Genomic DNA, 18,557 nt, shown 5'->3' on the forward strand with positions numbered 1-18,557 from the left:
GGCGTTAGTCTTTCATATAATTTTTGGGTAACGCGATGCGGGCGGCGCCAGAAGCTACTGCGGCTTCCGCTACTGCGCGTGAAACGCGTGTACGCAAACGCGGATCAAGTGGTTTTGGGATGATGTATTCAGTGCCAAATTCCAGTTTATCGACGCCTGCAGCTTTCAAAACCGCCTCTGGAACAGGTTCTTTTGCCAAGGTGCGAATTGCTTCCACAGCGGCAAGTTTCATCTCGTCGTTAATGGCTTTTGCACGAACATCCAGCGCACCGCGGAAAATAAACGGGAAGCACAACACGTTATTCACTTGGTTTGGATAATCTGAACGGCCGGTTGCCATGATTAAATCGTCGCGTACCGCCAGGGCAAGCTCTGGTTTAATTTCCGGATCAGGGTTCGAGCAGGCGAAAACAATTGGCTTCGCGGCCATCAGTTTTAACGCATCTGGTGACAACAGGTTAGGCCCCGACACACCAACAAACACATCGGCTTCCGTGATCACTTCTTCAAGTGTGCGCTTATCGGTGTTATTGGCAAATAACGCTTTGTATTCGTTGAGGTCTTCCCGGCGGGTATGAATCACACCTTTGGAATCGAGCATGTAGATGTGCTCGCGTTGCGCACCGCATTTAATCAATAATTCCATGCATGCAATGGCAGCAGCGCCAGCACCAAGACAAACGATTTGAGCTTTGCGTAAATCTTTGCCCTGAATCTCTAACGCATTTAAGAGGCCAGCGGCAGTTACGATGGCGGTGCCGTGTTGGTCGTCATGAAAAATTGGTACTTCACAACGCTCAATCAGCGCTTGCTCAATTTCAAAGCATTCCGGGGCTTTAATATCTTCGAGGTTTACACCACCGAAACTGTCCGCAATGTTGGCCACGGTATTAATAAAGTCTTGGGTAGTACGATGGGTTACTTCAATATCAATCGAATCGAGCCCAGCAAAGCGCTTAAACAATAATGCTTTACCTTCCATAACGGGCTTAGAGGCCATCGGGCCGAGATTACCTAACCCCAATATCGCTGTACCGTTTGAGATTACCGCAACCATATTGCCCTTAGCGGTGTACTTGTACACATCGTCGGGGTTTTCGGCAATCGCCCGAACCGGCTCTGCTACGCCCGGACTATACGCTAGCGCCAAGTCTTTGCTGGTTTCAGCTGGCTTGGTCAATTCAATACTGATTTTTCCAGGGGTTGGATACGCGTGATAATCCAAAGCTTGCTTGCGAAAGTCGGTCATAATATGAGCATACCTATTTTAGATATAGAGAAAACAGGAATAGAGAAAATAACGTCTATGAATACCCCACATTGTAGAGGGAATCCACTCAATAAGACATCTTACCTGATAATGGCTTATGAAAAGCTTTGAATATTTTGGATTGTACAAATTGACACCATCGGTTTTTTCAATAAAACCGCTGGCTAGAGAGGATATCGGAAATAAAAAAGGCGCCTTCTGGCGCCTTTCTTGTAAATCTGTGCAGAAGCGTCTGAATTAAGACTCTTTCTTGCCACCCAACACTGCGAAACGCTTGTTGAATTTTTCGATACGACCGCCAGTATCCATAATACGCTGCTTACCAGTGTAGAATGGGTGACACTCTGAACATACGTCCAAGTGCAACTCGCCGCCTTTGGTTGAATTGGTCACAAAAGAATGACCACAAGAGCATGATACGCTCAGCTCAACATATTCTGGATGAATACCTGCTTTCATGGGATTACCTCGTTAGGCTGCATCGCCATCCGATCTTTTGCCGGATACCATACAAATTGTGTTTAAAAAATGCGTTGCTTTATTAATCAACGCAGCAAATTAGGGCGCGAATTATAAGCGCCAAGGGCTTTAAGATCAAGAGCGTTACTCGTTATTCGTTAATCGTTACTCGTGGTTGCGCTTTTTCGAATAACCAATAACGAATAACCATTAACGAATTATGTATTTTTATTCTTGTTTTATGAATTTATATGCATTATTATTCAGCCATGTTATTTCTTAAATGGTTGAGTGAGTTTTTTGGTGGAGCACAGCAATACAATACCGTGTGCAGTATTTGGCGCAAGTGGCTACAGTGGCATTGAGCTCGTCTGGCTGCTGCATAACCATCCACAATTCACACTTATCCATGCATTTTCTTCCAGCGCGCGCGAAGAAGCAGAGCCTATTGCTAGTTTGTATCCCCAGTTAGCGGGACAGCTTGATGTCATTCTGCAACCTTGGCACTCGAACTTGCTGAGCCAACTCGCTCAGCAAGTTCGGGTGGTTTTTTTAGCGCTGCCCCATGAAGCAAGCGCACAGCTGGCCCCCCAATTAATTAAAGCTGGACTGGTTGTATTTGATCTTTCCGGTGCCTTTCGCTTGCACGACAACGCGGCACATGAACGTGCTTACGGATTTAAACGCACGGCTGATACGCCCACACATATTCCTTATGGTTTGGCAGAGTGGACGCCGCTGCAAGGTTCCGAGCAGCTCATTGCAGTGCCCGGCTGCTACCCAACGGTTGCCGCACTTGCGTTAAAACCGGTGATGGAGTTTATTCAGGGCACGCCGATTGTGAATGCCGTTAGCGGTGTTTCGGGTGCGGGACGAAAAGCCGCCGCTCACACCAGTTTTTGTGAGGTGAGTCTTGGTGCCTACGCCGTAGCACAACACCGGCATCAACCCGAAATTGCGCAAAGTATCGGTAGTGACGTGCTCTTCGTGCCCCATCTCGGTAATTTTAAGCGGGGCATTTTGGCCACCATTTATGCACAGCTAGCAACCGATATAACCCAGCAGATGGTTGAACAAGCTTTGCAATCGGCTTATGCAGCACATCCACTTGTGCGTATGCGGCAGCAACCACCGACTATTAACGACGTTGTGGGTACCGCATTTTGTGACATTCATGCCGTTGTTCATGGTCAGCAGCTTATTCTGTGTGCCGCCATTGATAACTTGCTCAAAGGCGCAGCAGCCCAGGCGGTACAGCTGGTCAACAATTACTTTAAATTACCGGCAACCTTAGGCCTGACTTCGCGCGGAGGTGTGGTATGAACACACTCGTACTCAAACTAGGTGGTCGTGTGCTGCAAAACGCGAAGAACTTGTCAGCATTACTCAGTACAGTGCAACAACTTGCCCAATTGCGCCCGTTGGTATTGGTACACGGTGGTGGCGACCAAGTTGAACAGTTGTTGCTGCAACTGGGGCATACCAGCTTGAAAGTTGATGGGCAACGCATCACGCCTGCTGCGCAGATGCCCATTGTGGCGGGTGTTTTAGCTGGTGATATTAACTCGCAGTTGGTTTCGCTGGCACAACAGCACCAATTAAACGCGGTGGGCCTTACCTTAGCCGACGGACTGTCCGTACGCTGCGATATTGACAACAGCCGGGGTGCGGTTGGCGTACCTCACCCGAATAATGCCGCGTTGCTCATGCTGCTATTAGCCCATAATTATGTGCCCATTTTAAGTTCTATCGGGGCAGCGGCTGACGGCCAGCGCCTCAACGTCAATGCAGACCTCGCGGCAGCTGCGGTCGCACAACTTTTGGACGCTGACTTAGTTTTACTCACCGATGTACCCGGAATTTTGGATAAACACGGTGCGCTCATTAACAGTATTTCTGTCGAGCAAGCCGACGCACTCATTGCCGACGGCACAGTGCGCGATGGCATGCTGGTCAAGCTCAACGCTGCGGTTCAAGCCGCGCAAGCATCGCGACGAAGCATCGCGGTGGCCGGCTGGCAAAACGCCAAAGCGCTAACCCGATTGGCACAGGGTAAAGCAGCCGGAACCCGCATCCACCTCTAATTAGCCGCTGATTACCATTTTCTAATAGTAGGTTATTAAACAGATGAACGATTTACTTCAATTGCAGGACATTGATCCGCAGCAAGCTACAAATTTATTGCAACTGGCGCAGTCTATGAAACAGCGGCCAGCTTCTTGGTCAACTTATTTGCAAGGCAAAAGCATTGCTCTGCTGTTCGAAAAACCGTCGCTACGCACCCGCGCCAGCTTTGCGGCAGGCATTAATCGGCTTGGCGGCCACAGTATCTATCTTGATGCCCAGCATCTGATTGGCGAACGCGAGCCCGCGAGCGACGTTGGCGCGAATTTAGCGCTGTGGCACGACGCCATTGTCGCGCGGGTTTATTCGCAAGACACGCTTACAGAGTTGGCGCAGGCTTCAAATAAACCTGTGATTAACGCCCTGAGTGATCGCTGTCACCCCTGCCAGGCTCTGGCTGACTTACTCACCCTGCAAGAGCAATTTGGCGACTTGAGCAAGGTGCATTTAACTTACATTGGTGACGGTAACAATGTGTGCCAGGCCTTAATAACCGGTGCGGCACTGGTGGGTATGTCACTGCAGGTGGTTACACCGCTGGGTTATGAGCCGGATGCCGAACAATTGCAGGCGGCACAACAATTAGCACAGCAAACGGGCGCGCAGATTACCGTGCTGCATGACTTAGCACAATTGCAGCCAACTGACGCGATTTACACCGACACCTGGTTTTCAATGGGTCAAACGCGAGACAACAATGCCGTGATGCACGACTTTGCGCCATACCAAGTGAACAACGATTTGATGCAGCGTCTGGGTGCTAAATTCTTCATGCATTGCTTGCCAGCTTCGCGTGGGCGGGAAGTTACCACCGACGTGATTGACGGTGCCAGTAGCTTGGTACTGCACCAGGCAGAAAATAGGCTACACGCCCAAAACGCTATTTTAGTTACTTTATTTGAAGGGGAGCACGCATGAGTAAGTCCGTTAACAAAGTTGTTTTAGCTTATTCAGGTGGCCTAGACACTTCGGCCATTGTGCCGTGGCTAAAAGAAAACTACGACTGTGAAGTGGTCGCGTTTGTAGCGGATGTCGGCCAGGGCGATGATGAACTGCTTGGGGTTGAAGAAAAAGCCATTGCATCAGGCGCCAGCAGCTGCCACATCGTTGACTTGAAAGATAAGTTGGCCCGCGAAGTGATTTACCCCACGCTTAAAACCGGCGCAATTTATGAAGGGCAATACCTACTAGGAACAGCGCTAGCACGTCCTATCATTGCCGAAGCTCAAGTTGCGGTAGCCCGTGAGGTTGGCGCTGATGCGCTGGCACACGGCTGTACCGGTAAGGGCAACGATCAGGTTCGCTTCGAGTCCGCCTTTGCTGCGTTAGCTCCAGAACTTACGGTGATTGCCCCTTGGCGTGAATGGCACATGCGCTCACGCCCACAGCTCTTAGCTTATCTGGCCGAGCGCAATATTCCTTGCAGTGCTTCGGCGACTAAAATTTATAGTCGCGATGCCAACCTTTGGCATATTTCCACCGAAGGCGGTGAGTTGGAAGACCCATGGAACGAGCCAACCGAACAAGTTTGGACGTGGACCGTTGCACCCGAGCAAGCACCCAACCAGCCTGAGTACCTCAAGCTTTCTTTTGTACAAGGCGAGTTAACCCGTATTAATGATAAGCCGTTTGCGCCGGTTGACGCGATTTTGCAGTTAAACCAGATAGCAGGCGCGCACGGCGTCGGCCGATTAGACATGGTGGAAAACCGTTTGGTTGGCATGAAGTCTCGAGGTTGCTACGAAACGCCGGCAGGTGAAGTGCTGTATGCCGCCCTGCAAGGTCTAGAAAGCTTGGTGCTTGATCGCACCACGCAAGATTATCGCATTCGTTTAGGCAATGAGTTTGCCCAGCTGATGTATGACGGCCGCTGGTTTACGCCGCTCAAAGACATCATGCTGGCTGCTGCAACCAAAATTGCTGAACCTCTGAGCGGTGACATTGTAGTGAAGCTGTACAAAGGGTGCGTTACCGTCACTCAAAAGCGCTCGCCAAACAGTCTATACTCCAATGCATTCGCAACCTTTGACGAAGATGACGTGTACAACCAGCAACATGCTGAAGGCTTTATTCGCCTCTACAGTTTGGCCAGCCGTATTCGTGCTTTACATGCGCATACTGACGGCGGCAAGGAGTAAACCATGAGTTTATGGGGTGGACGGTTCAGTCAGCCGAGCGCTGCTGAATTTAAACAATTTAACGACTCGTTGCGGTTCGACTATGTGCTGGCGCCGTTTGATATTCAGGCGTCCCAAGCATGGGCCGGCGCGCTACAAACAGCCGGGCTCATTTCAACGGAGGAAAACCAGCAGTTGCAGCAAGCCCTGGGCGCGTTGGCCAAGGCCGTTGCTGCGGAACCGGAATTACCGCTGCAAACAGACGCGGAAGACATTCACAGTTGGGTAGAGTCACAACTGATTGCAAGCATTGGTACTACAGCCAAAAAGTTGCACACCGGGCGCAGCCGCAACGACCTTGTAGCAACCGATTTACGCTTGTTCTGTAAACAGTTCGCTGAGCATCTGATTAAGGCAAATTTGGCCGCCATTGAAAACTTGCTGACCTTTGCAGAGCAGCATACAGATGCCATGTTACCTGGCTATACGCACCTGCAGCGGGCGCAACCGATTGTCGCTGGCCACTGGGCTATGGCCTACGTCAGCATGTTGCAGCGCGATGTCAGTCGGCTGCGTGAAGCAGTGCGCCGCATGGATGTTTGCCCTCTGGGCAGTGGTGCCCTGGCGGGCACGACAGCCGCCATTAATCGCGAAACCCTCGCGCATGAACTCGGGTTTCGGTATGCCAGTGAAAACAGCCTCGACGGGGTGTCTGACCGTGACTTCGTGCTGGACCTATTGAACGCCGCCAGCACCGGTATGATTCACTTATCGCGACTGGCTGAAGACGTTATTTTTTACTGCTCCGGCGAATCTGGCTGCTTCAGCATGAGTGATCGTATTAGTAGCGGTTCATCGCTGATGCCGCAAAAGAAAAACCCCGACTTGTTTGAATTGCTACGCGGCAAAACGGGCCGTGTGCTGGGCCATCAACATGCCATGCAGGTGACTCTAAAAGGGCTACCGCTGGCCTATAACAAAGACATGCAAGAAGACAAAGAGGGACTATTTGATGCCCTGCACAGTTACTTGCAATGCCTGCAGATGCTCGCGTTTGCGGTGCCGGAACTTACCGTGAACCGTGAGCATGCTGCATTGCAGGCGGCTTTGGGCTACAGCAACGCCACCGAATTGGCCGATTACTTGGTTAGCAAGGGCGTTGCTTTTCGCGACGCACACCATATGACGGGTACGTTGGTGGTAAACGCGCAACAACTTGGTGTCGCCCTGGAGCAGCTTACGCTTGAGCAGTTTCAACAGGTGTGCCCAGCTATCGATGCGGATGTGTATGCCAGCCTGGATTTGCAGTATGGCTTAAATCAACGCCAAGCCATGGGCGGTACGGCACCCAACGCCGTAAAAGTTGCGGTAAAACATGCACAAGATTGGCTGCACGCGGCCGAAGCTGCCAGCAAACATGTGCGCCAAGCACGTTTAAGCGATGCGGATAAAATCTGCGAACTGATTGCATACTGGGCTGATCAAGGCGAAAACCTGCCGCGCGATAAAGCCGACGTACTGCAAGCTATTCAAAGCTTTGCCGTAGCTGAAATCAATGACGAGGTCGTTGGCTGTGCGGCATTGTATGTGTACAGCACTGGCTTGGCTGAAATTCGCAGTCTTGGCCTGTTTAAGAATGCTCAAGGCAAGGGCTTAGGCGCTGAGTTGGTGGCGTTTTTGCTTTGGAAGGCGCGTGAGCTAGGCATTGCCCGTACCATTGTGCTGACCCGGGTGCCGGAGTTTTTTGGCAAGCTGAACTTTCGCATCACGCTGAAAGAAAAGCTACCTGAGAAAGTCATGAAGGACTGTGAATTGTGCCCACGCAAGGACAACTGCGATGAAACGGCACTGGAATATCTGCTGTAGGATTTCCTACAGCAGTATTTTGCTTATTCGACCTCGTCGAACTCAGCGTCGTCTGGAATCGGCAGGCCTCGGCGCGTTAACTCTTCGCGCACGGCTTTGGGGATTTTGTTAGGGTTGTCTTTGCGTAAGTCATCATCGGTTGGCAGTGGCTGTCCGGTGAACGCATGCAAAAAAGCTTCACAAAGCAACTCACTATTAGTTGCATGGCGCAGGTTTTTAATTTGCCGACGGGTACGCTCGTCGGTCAGCACTTTGAGTACGCGCGTGGGAATCGACACGGTTATTTTCTTCACGTGCTCACTTTTCTTACCGTGTTCAACATACGGGTAGATATAATCGCCGTCCCATTCCATACTGCGCCCCTTTACTTGCTAAGTGTTGCTGCGTGACTAAAAAACCCTGCACAATGTGGTGAATTGTACTGCCGAATTTTGCGCAGTCAACTTTATACGCATAGCTGTCTATACGTCTTTTTGTGCTAACCTTGCGTAATGGCGCTTTATTGGCACAAAAACGCACCGTATAATCGACTTCTTTTTTACTTTTTCTCACAGGAGAACGCACGCGCATCATGACGGTTGAGGTTCAAGTTACCCCAGAGCAAATCCAAGCCGTGGCCGATACGGTTCAAGTTCACAAATTTGGTGGCAGCAGCTTGGCTGATGCGTACTGTTACCGTCGTGTGGCACGTATCGTCACTGAATATGCTGGCGCCAGTGATCTCGTGGTCGTCTCGGCAGCAGGTGACACCACCAACCGCATTCTCGAAATCATTGATGCAAAATCGGATGACAAAGGTGTCGCCGAGGTTCTTCTAAAACAACTTGAAAAATATCAGCAAGGCCTGATTCGTGAATTACTTAACGGTGACGTACAAGCGCGTGTGTTGCAACAGTCGCAAACTGATTTTAAACGTTGGTACGCTTGGTTAAACGGTCAAGAAGAAATTAAGCGTCGCCCAGAACTGCTGTCGTACGGCGAGTTGTGGAGCGCGCGTTTATTGTCCGCGCTATTAGAACAGCAAGGCGTAACTGCAAACTATATTGATGCACGCACTTTCCTGATTGCCGATGATGCGCCAGAGCCGCACATTCGCGTAGAGATATCACGTGCTGGTTTGCTCAATCGCATTGCGCCGCACCCAGGCACGCGTTTCATTGTAACAGGCTTCATCTGTGCCGATCCTGACGGTAACTCACTGATTCTAGGCCGTAACGGCAGTGACTATTCCGCTACGCTGGTTGGCAGCCTGATTGACTCGAAGCAAGTGACCATTTGGAAAGATGTAGCCGGTGTTTACTCCGCTGACCCACGTAAAGTTGAACGGGTGGTAAGCTTGCCAACTATTGACTGGCAAGAAGCCGAAGAACTGGCGCGCTTAGGTAGCCCAGTTCTGCATCCACGTACTTTCCAGCCCGTTAATCGCGAGCGCATGGTAATTGCTGTGCGTTCCAGCTTGAAGGTTGAAAATCAACAAACCCGCATTGGCCAATACAACGATACTGAGCCGAAGGGTAAAGTACTCACCTCGTTAGCCGATGTGGTGCTGTTTCGGGTTGATTTAAGCGACCCGCAATTGGTTGAACAATTTGAAACGCTTGAATTAACGCCGTTAATCAGCTGGAACGAAGTTGCCCAGCACCACGCTTATTATGCCTACCACCAGAATCATTTAGAGTACATAGAGCGCTGGTTGGAGCAGGTGGATAAAGCCGACCATGTGGTGCAAATGGCAGGGTACTCGATGATTGCGCTGGTTGGTGCACGCATTCAGGAAACCGATCAATACGGCACCTTTAAAACTGAATTGAGCGCGCAGAATTTACGGCGTTTGGCATTTTCGCCAGACAGTAACTCAGTTATTGCGATATTGGAGCAAAAGCTCGATAACCGCTTATTGAATCGTTTACACAGTCAGCTCTTTAATTATCGTCGTAGTTTGGGTGTGTTGGTGGTTGGCCGCGGAAATATTGGCAGTGCCTGGCTGTCGTTATATCGTCGCCTACGTGAGCGGATTAACGAGCAAATGGACGTGCGCATTATTGGCATTTTGAACTCAACCCGCATGTGGCTGGACTATAACGGCGTTGAACTTGATGACTGGGAGGCCAGCTTTGATAAGTTCGCGCGCCCTTATGAGCTCAGCCAACTTATCCCTGAGCTACCGAATGCTCCGTATGATGAGCTGGTGATGCTTGACTTGACCGACTCCGTTGGGGTCGCCCAGCTGTATCCAAGCTTTTTTGCCAACGGGTTACATATTATCAGTGCCAACAAACGTGCTGGCGCATCCGGTGAATCGCAATATCAGGAAATACGCACTATCCAGCGCGAATATGAGCGCGAGTGGTATTACAACACCACCGTGGGCGCTGGTTTGCCTTTAAATTATGCATTGAATGACCTGCGCAACTCAGGTGACACCATTCGCAGTATTTCCGGTATCTTCTCAGGCACCATGAGTTGGTTGTTTGAAAACTTTAACGCTGATGTGAAATTTAGTGACTTGGTGCGCGAAGCAAAAATGAGGGGGCTGAGTGAACCCGATCCGCGTGAAGATTTAACCTGTCAGGATATTGTCCGCAAATTGCTTATCTTGGCACGTGAAATTGGCTTGAAGCTAGACTGGAAAGACATCGATGTTGAGAGTTTGCTGCCCGATCAGCTCGAAGATATCTTACTGGATGAATTTATGCAGCGCCTGCCAGAGCTAGATGATGCAATGCATCACTTATATCTGGATGCACAGCAAACCGACAAAGTGCCGCGTTTGCTGGCCAGCTTCGCGGTGCAAGATAATGATCAGGTACGCGCTCGCGTTGGAATCGAATACATTCCAGAGGGCGATATGCTGGCGAATCTGATTCCAGGGGAGAATATTTTTGTCATTTATACCGATTGGTATCATGAAATGCCGCTGGTTATCAGCGGCCCTGGTGCCGGTAAAGAAGTGACCGCAGGCGGCGTACAATCTGACTTGAACCAGTTACTGAGTCGCCTCAGCAACCGGCATCAAGGTTAACCACGCACGGGCTTCCAACACTTAGAATATGGAATCGTCTTCTGAGAAAATATCCTTTGAAGACGATTTTTCGTCAGCGTATTCAGTTGGTGCAGTGCCCGGCAAGAAGTACTCAAACCGTGTGCTGTAATCACTCTTACGACTCAGCTTACCGGTTTCTAAATCAATGCGCGCCATGACGAGCCCTGGCGGCACTTGAAACGGCTCAATGGTTGCATCTTCAAGTGCGGTTTCCATGTAATTTATCCACATTGGCAGCGCCGTTTTTGCGCCGCCTTCAGCACCACTGATCGGCTGTTCGCTACTATCCAGGTTTTCATTCATGGTCGTACTACCCAGCGCACGCTCTAAGTTATCAAACCCAACCCACGCCGTTGTCACTAAGCCGCTGACGAACCCTGAGAACCAGGTATCTTTACTGTCGTTGGTGGTACCGGTTTTACCGACAATATTGCGCCCTGCTAAATCAACAATCGGCTTTGAGCGTTGAATACGCCATGCAGTACCGTTCCAGCCCGTGCGATGCTGCCAACTGCCGCCACCCCACACTGCTGAATTCATTGCTTGGGTTACCAAATACGCATTTTGCTCCGTGATCACTTGTGGCGCTTGCACCACTTCGCGCTCTTCATTTTCACACAATACGCAGGCAACGGCTGGGCGTGCGGTGTAAACCACTTGTTCATTGTTATCCACAATGCGTTCAATAAAGTACGGGTTAACCAAATAGCCGCCGTTGGCAAACACTGCATACCCGCGCGCAACTTCGAGAGGCGTCATGGACGCAGAGCCAAGCGACAAGGATTCATTGCGCGGTAATTCATCAATCGCAAAACCGAATCGCGTCAGGTACTCCACGGTGGTATCAATACCCAGTGAACGCATTAGGCGCACAGATACAACGTTCTTCGATTTCGCCAGAGCTTGGCGCACTCGTATCGGCCCTTCGTAAACATCGGGCGAGTTGCGGGGGCGCCAGGCGATACCGCTACCGGGGTTCCATTGGTTAATTGGCGCGTCATTGACCAAGGTTGCCAAAGTGAACCCATTTTCTAAGGCTGCTGAATAAATAAACGGTTTAATATTTGAACCCGCTTGGCGTTCCGCTTGAATAGCACGGTTGTATTGGCTAATGGCAAAACTGTATCCGCCAACAGCTGCAGCAATGCTGCCATCTTGCGGGCGCAGTGAAATAATCGCGCCACTGGGTTCCGGCACTTGTGCCAAGCGTAAGCCGTTCTCTGTAGCACGCACACGAATCAATTGACCCGGCGCCAGTACTTCCGCGGCAGTGCTCGGCGCAGCACCTTGACGATCCGCATGCATGTAAGGGCGAGCCCAGGCAATACCTTGCCACGGTAATTCACGCGGGCTGCCACTTGCAGTTAGCACCAAAGCAGCCCGTTCGGTCACACCGAGTACAACGGCCGGCACTGTTAAACCAATAGCCTCTTGCTGACGCAAAAATTCGCGAATGGCGTCATGCTCCCACGCGCTTTCTTCGGGCTGCCACAACACTTGTTCAGCACCGCGATAGCCATGGCGTTCGTCATACTCATGCAAGTTAAGTTGCACTGCACGTTGCGCCGCACGTTGTTGTTTCGCATTAACCGTGGTGAATACTTTAAAGCCACCGTTATAGGTTGCGTCTTCACCATAGCGAGACACCATATCTGCGCGCACCATTTCTGCCAAATAAGGCGCGCTCATGGTTACTTCAGCGCCGTGCAGTCGTGTGTCGATTGGCTCAGCCAACGCATCACGGTATTCCTGCTGGTTGATAACGCGCTCAGCCAGCATACGCCCCAACACCACAGCACGGCGCTCACGCGCACGCTCTGGATTCGAAATGGGGTTCATGGTTGAAGGCGCTTTCGGTAACCCAGCAATCATCGCCATTTGCGCCAAGCTCAAATCGGCAACATCTTTGCCATAATAAACCTGCGCAGCCGCACCAACACCGTGGGCACGGTGCCCGAAGGTGATTTTATTCAAGTACAACTCAAGAATTTCGTCTTTGGTAAGCTCTTTTTCCATGCGCAGCGAGATAAAAGCTTCTTTTATTTTCCGCGTCCACGTTTGATCAAAGCTCAAATAAAAGTTTCGCGCCAACTGCTGGGTTATGGTGCTACCGCCGCCTTGAATTTCGCCAGAACTCACCATTAAAAAGAAAGCACGTGCCACGCCGATAGGGTCGATGCCGAAGTGATCATAGAAACGTTGATCTTCGGTGGCTAAGAAAGCGTTGATTAATGGCTGGGGTATTTCTTCTAATTGCAGCGGAATTCGACGAATCTCTCCGAACTGGGCGATCAGCTCGCCGTCTGATGAATACACTTGCATAGGGGTTTGCAGGCGCACTTCTCTCAGCTCGGCAACACTCGGAAGTTCGTCTTCCCAATAAAGGTACAAGCCAGCAACGATTATCGTCCCGAAAATAGCTAGCGCTACGGATACTCCAAGCACCCACTTAAAAATTTTCAATGAAAAACCCCTTTTTTTCCTTTCGACTATACTGTTTTACAGGTTGCGCATTTTACGCTCATATTATAGAAAGATAAGGTAAGAAACGTAATGTTTATTTAGAAAGTGCAAAGAACTTTGCACAATGCTTACCTTTCTGCTTAATATGAGGTTCGGCATAGAACAATTTTAATAATATAATGCCGTGCAAATCGGTCCACTTCAGGGGAGCATTATGGGGCTATTTGGTCTGGGAAAAAAGCCAGGTCTTGGAATTGATATTGCTTCGGATGCAGTCAAAGCCGTTGAGCTGATGCCCAGCGGGGATACTTACGACATTACACATGTGGCGGAAGCATCACTACCGAAGAATTTAATTACCGATGACGAGATTACCGATATCGAGAAACTTGCTAAGACGATTACGCAGGTGCGTAAGCGCATGGGCAGCACCCGTGTTGCCGTTGCAGCGGTATCTGGTAACCAAGCAATTTCAAAACAAGTACCGATGAGCCTCGACCTTGATGACGAAGCTATTGCGGAGAAAATTGAAAGTGAGGCCGAAGCACTTATTCCCTTCCCCATTAATGAAGTGCGTTACGACTTTGAAAGCTTAGGTGAACACCAAGCTTTACCGGGCCAACAACGTGTATTGGTTACCGCCACACGCACTATAAGTGTTGATAGCCGGGTGCAAGCGCTTGAAGGTGCCGGTTACAAAGTGGGCATTATGGATGTGGATAATCAGGCTATAGCCCGAGCCTGCGGCCATTTGTTGCCGCACATGCATCCTGAAATTCTAGAAAGTAAGCTACCGTATTTAATTCTCGATATCAGCACCAGCGCCATTCAAATTGTCGTTATTCATCATGGCGAGGTTGCCTTTAACCGCTTCCAGTCGGGTGGGTTAGCACAATTGCTTACTGCGCTTGACGAGGACGGCACTATCGACCATGGCGAAATTATGGCAAAGTTGCGGTCCGGCGATATCGACGATTTTCCATCACTGATTATTCAAGACTTTTTAAGTAATTTGTGGAACCAGGTAAGTCGCGGTGTGCAAATGTACCAAAGCAATGCCGCCGATAAAGGGTTTTCTGCAATTCTCTTAATCAACACCGGAGCCATGCTACCGATGGTTGCTGAAGCACTGAGCGATCAAGTTGAGTATCCGGTACATGCGCTAAATCCGTTTGAGCATTTTATTTTGCCAAGCAAACTGTCGCACCTTCAAAATCACGGCCCGCGCTTTGTTGAAGCAATTGGCCTGGCGCTTCGGAGTTTCGCAACATGGCACATGTAAACCTACTCCCATGGCGCGAAACGGCGCGCCAACGCGCAAAAATGCGATTCGGCATTCACATCGGAATTGCCATTGGCATTGCGGGCGTTTTGTTCGGTGCCGCTTACATGGTGATTGGCGACTATAAGAGCTACCAACAACGTCGCAACGGCTTTTTACAGTCACAAATTCAGGTGTTAGATAGTCAGATTGCTGAAATCAGCGCCATTAACAAGAAAAAGCAAGAAATCTTAAATCGTATTAAGTTGATTCAGTCTTTGCATGAAGACCGTAACACGGCAATTACCATTTTTAATGAGTTAACCGAACGCACTCCTGATGGCGTTTACCTGCACTCACTTGAAAAGCGTGATCTGCAACTCATTGTCAGTGGTCGCAGCATTTCAAATAATCGCGTGTCTGAGTTTTTACGTGACTTGAAAAATTCACCGGTGTTTGAAAACCCAGAATTACGCAGTGTTACCTCAGCCACAGTCGGCAACCGTAACCGCAGCGGCTCACGTGAAGCGAATTCCGATTACGATGCATTTTCTTTAGTGGTTACGATTGTGCCACCAACAACCACGGAGGCAGAGAAATAACATGAGTATGGATAGCCTACGTGAACTCGACATTAACGAGCTGCCGTTCTGGCCGCGCCCGTTTCGAATGGCGATACTTGCCATCATTGGTGTTGCGGTGTTGGGCTTAAGCTATCACTTTATTTTGGCAGACGAATGGGCCAACTATAAACGTGAAGTGGCACGCGAAACGCAGCTGAAGCAAGATTACCAAACCAAGTACCAAACCGCGGTTAACTTGCCACTATACCGAGAGCAGTTAGCACGCCTTAACAGCGACCTTGAAACGCTTTTAAACATGCTACCCAACGATGACGAAACGCCGAAGTTACTTGACGACATCAGCTTAATTGGTACGCGTAGCGGGCTGCGTTTTGACCGCATTGAATGGCTTAACCCGCAGCCGCGTGAATTCTATACAGCACTACCGATGCGGATTGAATTGCGCGGCGCCTACCATCAAATTGGTGATTTCGTTGGCCAAATGTCTGGGCTTGATCGCATTATCAGCGTTAAAAACTTCAAAATGCAGTTGCAAGATGACGAAGGTACGTTGAACCTGTCTGTGAATGCCGAAACCTATCGTCAACAAACCTTGAGGGCACAACCATGATGCGTTTTATGCTCTCAATTGCTGCACTAAGTTTGTTGGCTGGTTGCGCGCCAACCGGCCATCAAGATCTGGAACAATTCACTGCCGAGGTACAGCAGCGCGCCAAGCCGGGCATTAGCCCGCCACCCGAGCTGCCGTTACTGGAACGTATTGAATATACGGGTGCGGACATTCGTAACCCATTCCAGCCAACGCCATTGCGTGGCGATGCGGCGCAGGCTACGGGACAGAATTGCCCGCAGCCAACTCTAGGGTCACCCCGGGGTGGTTTAGAAGGCGTCGCGCTTGATCAGCTTGCTTTAAGCGGCACCATGCGCTCAGGTAACGGTCAATTAATTGCCTTGTTAGTTTCAAACGAAGGCAAACTTTTCCGGGTAGAACGTGGTGATTTTGTCGGACTCGACAACGGCCGCATCACCTCTATTACTCCACAACAAATTTCGATTCGTGAATGGCTAGCTACCGGCGACGGCTGCTGGCAACAACGTGACGTATCGCTAACCTTGCTGAACTCGCAAAGGAGCTCGAACTAATGAAGCACTTAATCCGTACCCTATGTCTCCTGCTCTTGATGCCGCTAACGGTATCTGCCAACGAGCTCTTACGGGTTGAGCAGATTGCGTTAAATAAAGATCGCTTTAATTTAGAGGCGCACTTTTCGAAACGTGTCGAGTCACCCGTTGTCCGTCGCAATAATGACGCTAACCTGCATGAGTTCTTGTTATTAGGCACCCGTGCCAACATGCCTGATGGCCGTTTAAACTTGAGCGAACACCCACTCTTGGATTACGTTGAAATTGAGCAACAACGTGAAGACTTGCTCGTTCGCGTACACACCAAGAAGCCATTGGAAAACCTGATGAGCCGCTTTGGCGAAGTTATGGTGATGGTGTTTGTTGCCAGTAAAGATGAAACGACGCAAACAGCAGCCACAAAGCCTGCTGCCAGTACGCCTGCGGCGCCAAAACAACAACCGGCGAAGCCCACTCCGGCCAAAGCTGATACGGTTGCTGAAACCAAGCCCGAGCCCGCTCCGGAGAAAGCAAAAAGCGAGCCGACTAAACGTGCCGAAGTTCGCACGGACAGCCAGCAGGTTTCAGACAAAACAGCGGTAACAAACATTAATTTCTTCCGCTTACCCAATGATGTCGGTCAATTAAGCATTGCGTTGAATAAAGACAACGTTGAGCATGAAGCACGTGTGGAAGGTAATAACCTTGAGCTGATTCTGTATGACACGCAGTTGCCTGAAGATCTCCTCTATGTGCTTGATGTCAGCCAGTTTGCGACGCCTGTTGCCTACGTTGAAACCTTCCGTGAAGGGCGCCACAGCCGGATAAAAATTGCCGGAAAACGCAAGTTTAAGCATCAACTTGAGCAAATCGATGGGTACCTGCGACTCAACCTTGCGGAAGCGCCGCAGGTTGATGCTGCCGAGGCTCAAGCGCAATCAAGCCAAAAGCCAATTTCATTGAACTTCCAAGATGTTCCTGTGCGCCAGTTACTGCAAATTTTGGCCGATGAAAACAACCTCAACCTAGTCGCCAGTGAGTCCGTAACAGGCAATATCACGTTACGTCTTGAGAATGTGCCATGGGAGCGTGCGCTGGAGACTATCTTGCGCGTTAAAGGTCTGGATAAGCGTTACGACGACAATATTTTGATTGTTGCGCCAGCCTCAGAACTCGCCCAGCGTGAAGCGGAGCAGCTCGAAAGCCAGCAGCGCATGCAAGACCTGACACCACTGGAAAGCTCATACATTCAAATTAATTATGCCAAAGCTGACGAAATTGCACAGATTCTGCGTACCGACAGTTCTGATTTACTGTCAACACGCGGTGCTGTAACCGTTGATGAGCGTACCAACACCCTGTTAGTACGTGATACGCCGGAGCAAATTGCAACCGTTAAAGCCATGGTAGAAGTGCTGGATGTACCGGTTAAGCAAGTCATTATTGAGGCGCGTATGGTTACCGTACGTGACAATATTAGTGACGAGCTGGGTATTCTTTGGGGCATCAGCGAGCCGAGCGTGGACACATCAACACCACCGCCTTGGGGTGCAGGTTCAGGTACCAGTGTAACCGGCGACTTCAATGTGAACTTACCGATTGCCTCACCAGCTGCAACCATTGGTTTTCAGGTCGCTAAACTGGCTGATGGCCGCTTGCTTGACCTTGAACTGTCCGCTTTGGAGCGCGAAAACAAAGGTGAAATTATTGCTAGCCCGCGCATCACCACAGCGAACCAGAAAGAGGCCTACATTGAGCAAGGTACTGAAATTCCATATGTGGAAAGTGCCTCGTCGGGTGCCACTTCGGTGCAGTTCAAAAAGGCCGTATTAGGCTTGAAGGTTACGCCACAAATCACCCCAGACAATCGCGTTATTTTGGACTTGGTCATCACCCAAAATACTCGTGGTGAAACGGTTAGCACGCCGACCGGTCCGGCTGTTTCAATTGATACGCAAGAAATTGGTACGCAGGTATTGGTTGAAAATGGCGAAACCATCGTGCTTGGTGGTATTTACCAACAGCAAATTTTGAATGATATTTCAAAAGTACCGTTGCTTGGCGATATTCCATACGTTGGCGTATTGTTCCGCACCGATAGTCAGGTGAACGAAAAACGTGAATTGTTGATATTCGTGACGCCAAGAATTGTAACGAATAATCCGTAAACCTTGCTTATATAGCTGTGACTTGCGATAATCGCGCATCTTTTTGGTTGGGTAAAGGAAGGTCTTGAGACACTCCGGAT

The 18,557-nt window shown here is 49.9% G+C and carries 15 protein-coding genes; 11 read left to right on the forward strand and 4 right to left on the reverse strand.

The features are described from left to right. Positions 1 to 4: 4 nt before the first annotated feature. The gene (locus ACN0UN_RS06005) at positions 5 to 1,249 is read right to left on the reverse strand and encodes a malic enzyme-like NAD(P)-binding protein (protein WP_128352647.1); all 1,245 of its coding nucleotides are present in this window, start codon (positions 1,247 to 1,249) and stop codon (positions 5 to 7) included. A gap of 258 nt (positions 1,250 to 1,507) precedes the next feature. Further along, positions 1,508 to 1,729 carry a 50S ribosomal protein L31 gene (gene rpmE / locus ACN0UN_RS06010; RefSeq protein WP_128352648.1) on the reverse strand — a complete coding sequence of 74 codons (222 nt, stop codon included), beginning with the start codon at positions 1,727 to 1,729 and terminating at the stop codon, positions 1,508 to 1,510. A 291-nt stretch (positions 1,730 to 2,020) separates the two neighbouring features. Here rpmE and argC point away from each other — a divergent pair, with 291 nt between their 5' ends. Genes argC through argH form a run of 5 tightly spaced genes read left to right on the forward strand, consistent with a single transcriptional unit; the run spans position 2,021 to position 7,836 of the window. Then, a complete protein-coding gene (gene argC / locus ACN0UN_RS06015; RefSeq protein WP_417659188.1) occupies positions 2,021 to 3,052 on the forward strand; it encodes an N-acetyl-gamma-glutamyl-phosphate reductase in 1,032 nt (343 codons plus the stop codon). Beyond that, on the forward strand, positions 3,049 to 3,813 hold the full coding sequence (argB, locus tag ACN0UN_RS06020) for an acetylglutamate kinase (RefSeq protein ID WP_417659189.1): 765 nt from the start codon (positions 3,049 to 3,051) through the stop codon (positions 3,811 to 3,813). The genes argC and argB overlap by 4 nt, the downstream gene beginning before the upstream one ends. 43 nt (positions 3,814 to 3,856) lie before the next feature. Beyond that, positions 3,857 to 4,771, forward strand: coding sequence for an ornithine carbamoyltransferase (gene argF, locus ACN0UN_RS06025; protein ID WP_417659190.1), 915 nt, complete (start codon positions 3,857 to 3,859; stop codon positions 4,769 to 4,771). Beyond that, the gene (locus ACN0UN_RS06030; RefSeq protein WP_417659191.1) at positions 4,768 to 5,991 is read left to right on the forward strand and encodes an argininosuccinate synthase; all 1,224 of its coding nucleotides are present in this window, start codon (positions 4,768 to 4,770) and stop codon (positions 5,989 to 5,991) included. Before argF ends, ACN0UN_RS06030 begins: the two co-directional genes overlap by 4 nt. A gap of 3 nt (positions 5,992 to 5,994) precedes the next feature. Next, complete coding sequence (gene argH, locus ACN0UN_RS06035) at positions 5,995 to 7,836, forward strand: argininosuccinate lyase (protein WP_417659192.1); 1,842 nt, start codon at positions 5,995 to 5,997, stop codon at positions 7,834 to 7,836. 23 nt (positions 7,837 to 7,859) lie between these two features. Here the strand turns inward: argH and metJ are convergent, their stop codons facing one another. Then, the gene (gene metJ, locus ACN0UN_RS06040) at positions 7,860 to 8,189 is read right to left on the reverse strand and encodes a met regulon transcriptional regulator MetJ (protein WP_417659193.1); all 330 of its coding nucleotides are present in this window, start codon (positions 8,187 to 8,189) and stop codon (positions 7,860 to 7,862) included. A gap of 218 nt (positions 8,190 to 8,407) precedes the next feature. Here metJ and metL point away from each other — a divergent pair, with 218 nt between their 5' ends. Continuing rightward, positions 8,408 to 10,858, forward strand: coding sequence for a bifunctional aspartate kinase/homoserine dehydrogenase II (gene metL / locus ACN0UN_RS06045; protein WP_417659194.1), 2,451 nt, complete (start codon positions 8,408 to 8,410; stop codon positions 10,856 to 10,858). 21 nt (positions 10,859 to 10,879) lie between these two features. Here the strand turns inward: metL and ACN0UN_RS06050 are convergent, their stop codons facing one another. Further along, positions 10,880 to 13,342 carry a penicillin-binding protein 1A gene (locus tag ACN0UN_RS06050; RefSeq protein ID WP_417659195.1) on the reverse strand — a complete coding sequence of 821 codons (2,463 nt, stop codon included), beginning with the start codon at positions 13,340 to 13,342 and terminating at the stop codon, positions 10,880 to 10,882. Between the two features lie 214 nt (positions 13,343 to 13,556). Between ACN0UN_RS06050 and pilM the strand changes: the two genes are divergently transcribed. Genes pilM through pilQ form a run of 5 tightly spaced genes read left to right on the forward strand, consistent with a single transcriptional unit; the run spans position 13,557 to position 18,477 of the window. Then, complete coding sequence (gene pilM / locus ACN0UN_RS06055; RefSeq protein WP_417659196.1) at positions 13,557 to 14,624, forward strand: type IV pilus biogenesis protein PilM; 1,068 nt, start codon at positions 13,557 to 13,559, stop codon at positions 14,622 to 14,624. Next, on the forward strand, positions 14,612 to 15,205 hold the full coding sequence (locus ACN0UN_RS06060; protein ID WP_417659197.1) for a PilN domain-containing protein: 594 nt from the start codon (positions 14,612 to 14,614) through the stop codon (positions 15,203 to 15,205). The genes pilM and ACN0UN_RS06060 overlap by 13 nt, the downstream gene beginning before the upstream one ends. 1 nt (position 15,206) lies before the next feature. Next, on the forward strand, positions 15,207 to 15,797 hold the full coding sequence (locus ACN0UN_RS06065; RefSeq protein WP_417659198.1) for a type 4a pilus biogenesis protein PilO: 591 nt from the start codon (positions 15,207 to 15,209) through the stop codon (positions 15,795 to 15,797). Continuing rightward, positions 15,794 to 16,330 carry a pilus assembly protein PilP gene (locus tag ACN0UN_RS06070; RefSeq protein WP_128352658.1) on the forward strand — a complete coding sequence of 179 codons (537 nt, stop codon included), beginning with the start codon at positions 15,794 to 15,796 and terminating at the stop codon, positions 16,328 to 16,330. Before ACN0UN_RS06065 ends, ACN0UN_RS06070 begins: the two co-directional genes overlap by 4 nt. Continuing rightward, positions 16,330 to 18,477 (forward strand): type IV pilus secretin PilQ, encoded by a 2,148-nt coding sequence (gene pilQ / locus ACN0UN_RS06075; protein ID WP_417659199.1) that lies wholly within the window; start codon positions 16,330 to 16,332, stop codon positions 18,475 to 18,477. Before ACN0UN_RS06070 ends, pilQ begins: the two co-directional genes overlap by 1 nt. The last annotated feature ends 80 nt before the right edge of the window (positions 18,478 to 18,557 follow it).

This window comes from Pseudidiomarina sp., from assembly GCF_048267825.1.
In the GTDB taxonomy this organism is placed as follows: Bacteria; Pseudomonadota; Gammaproteobacteria; order Enterobacterales; family Alteromonadaceae; genus Pseudidiomarina.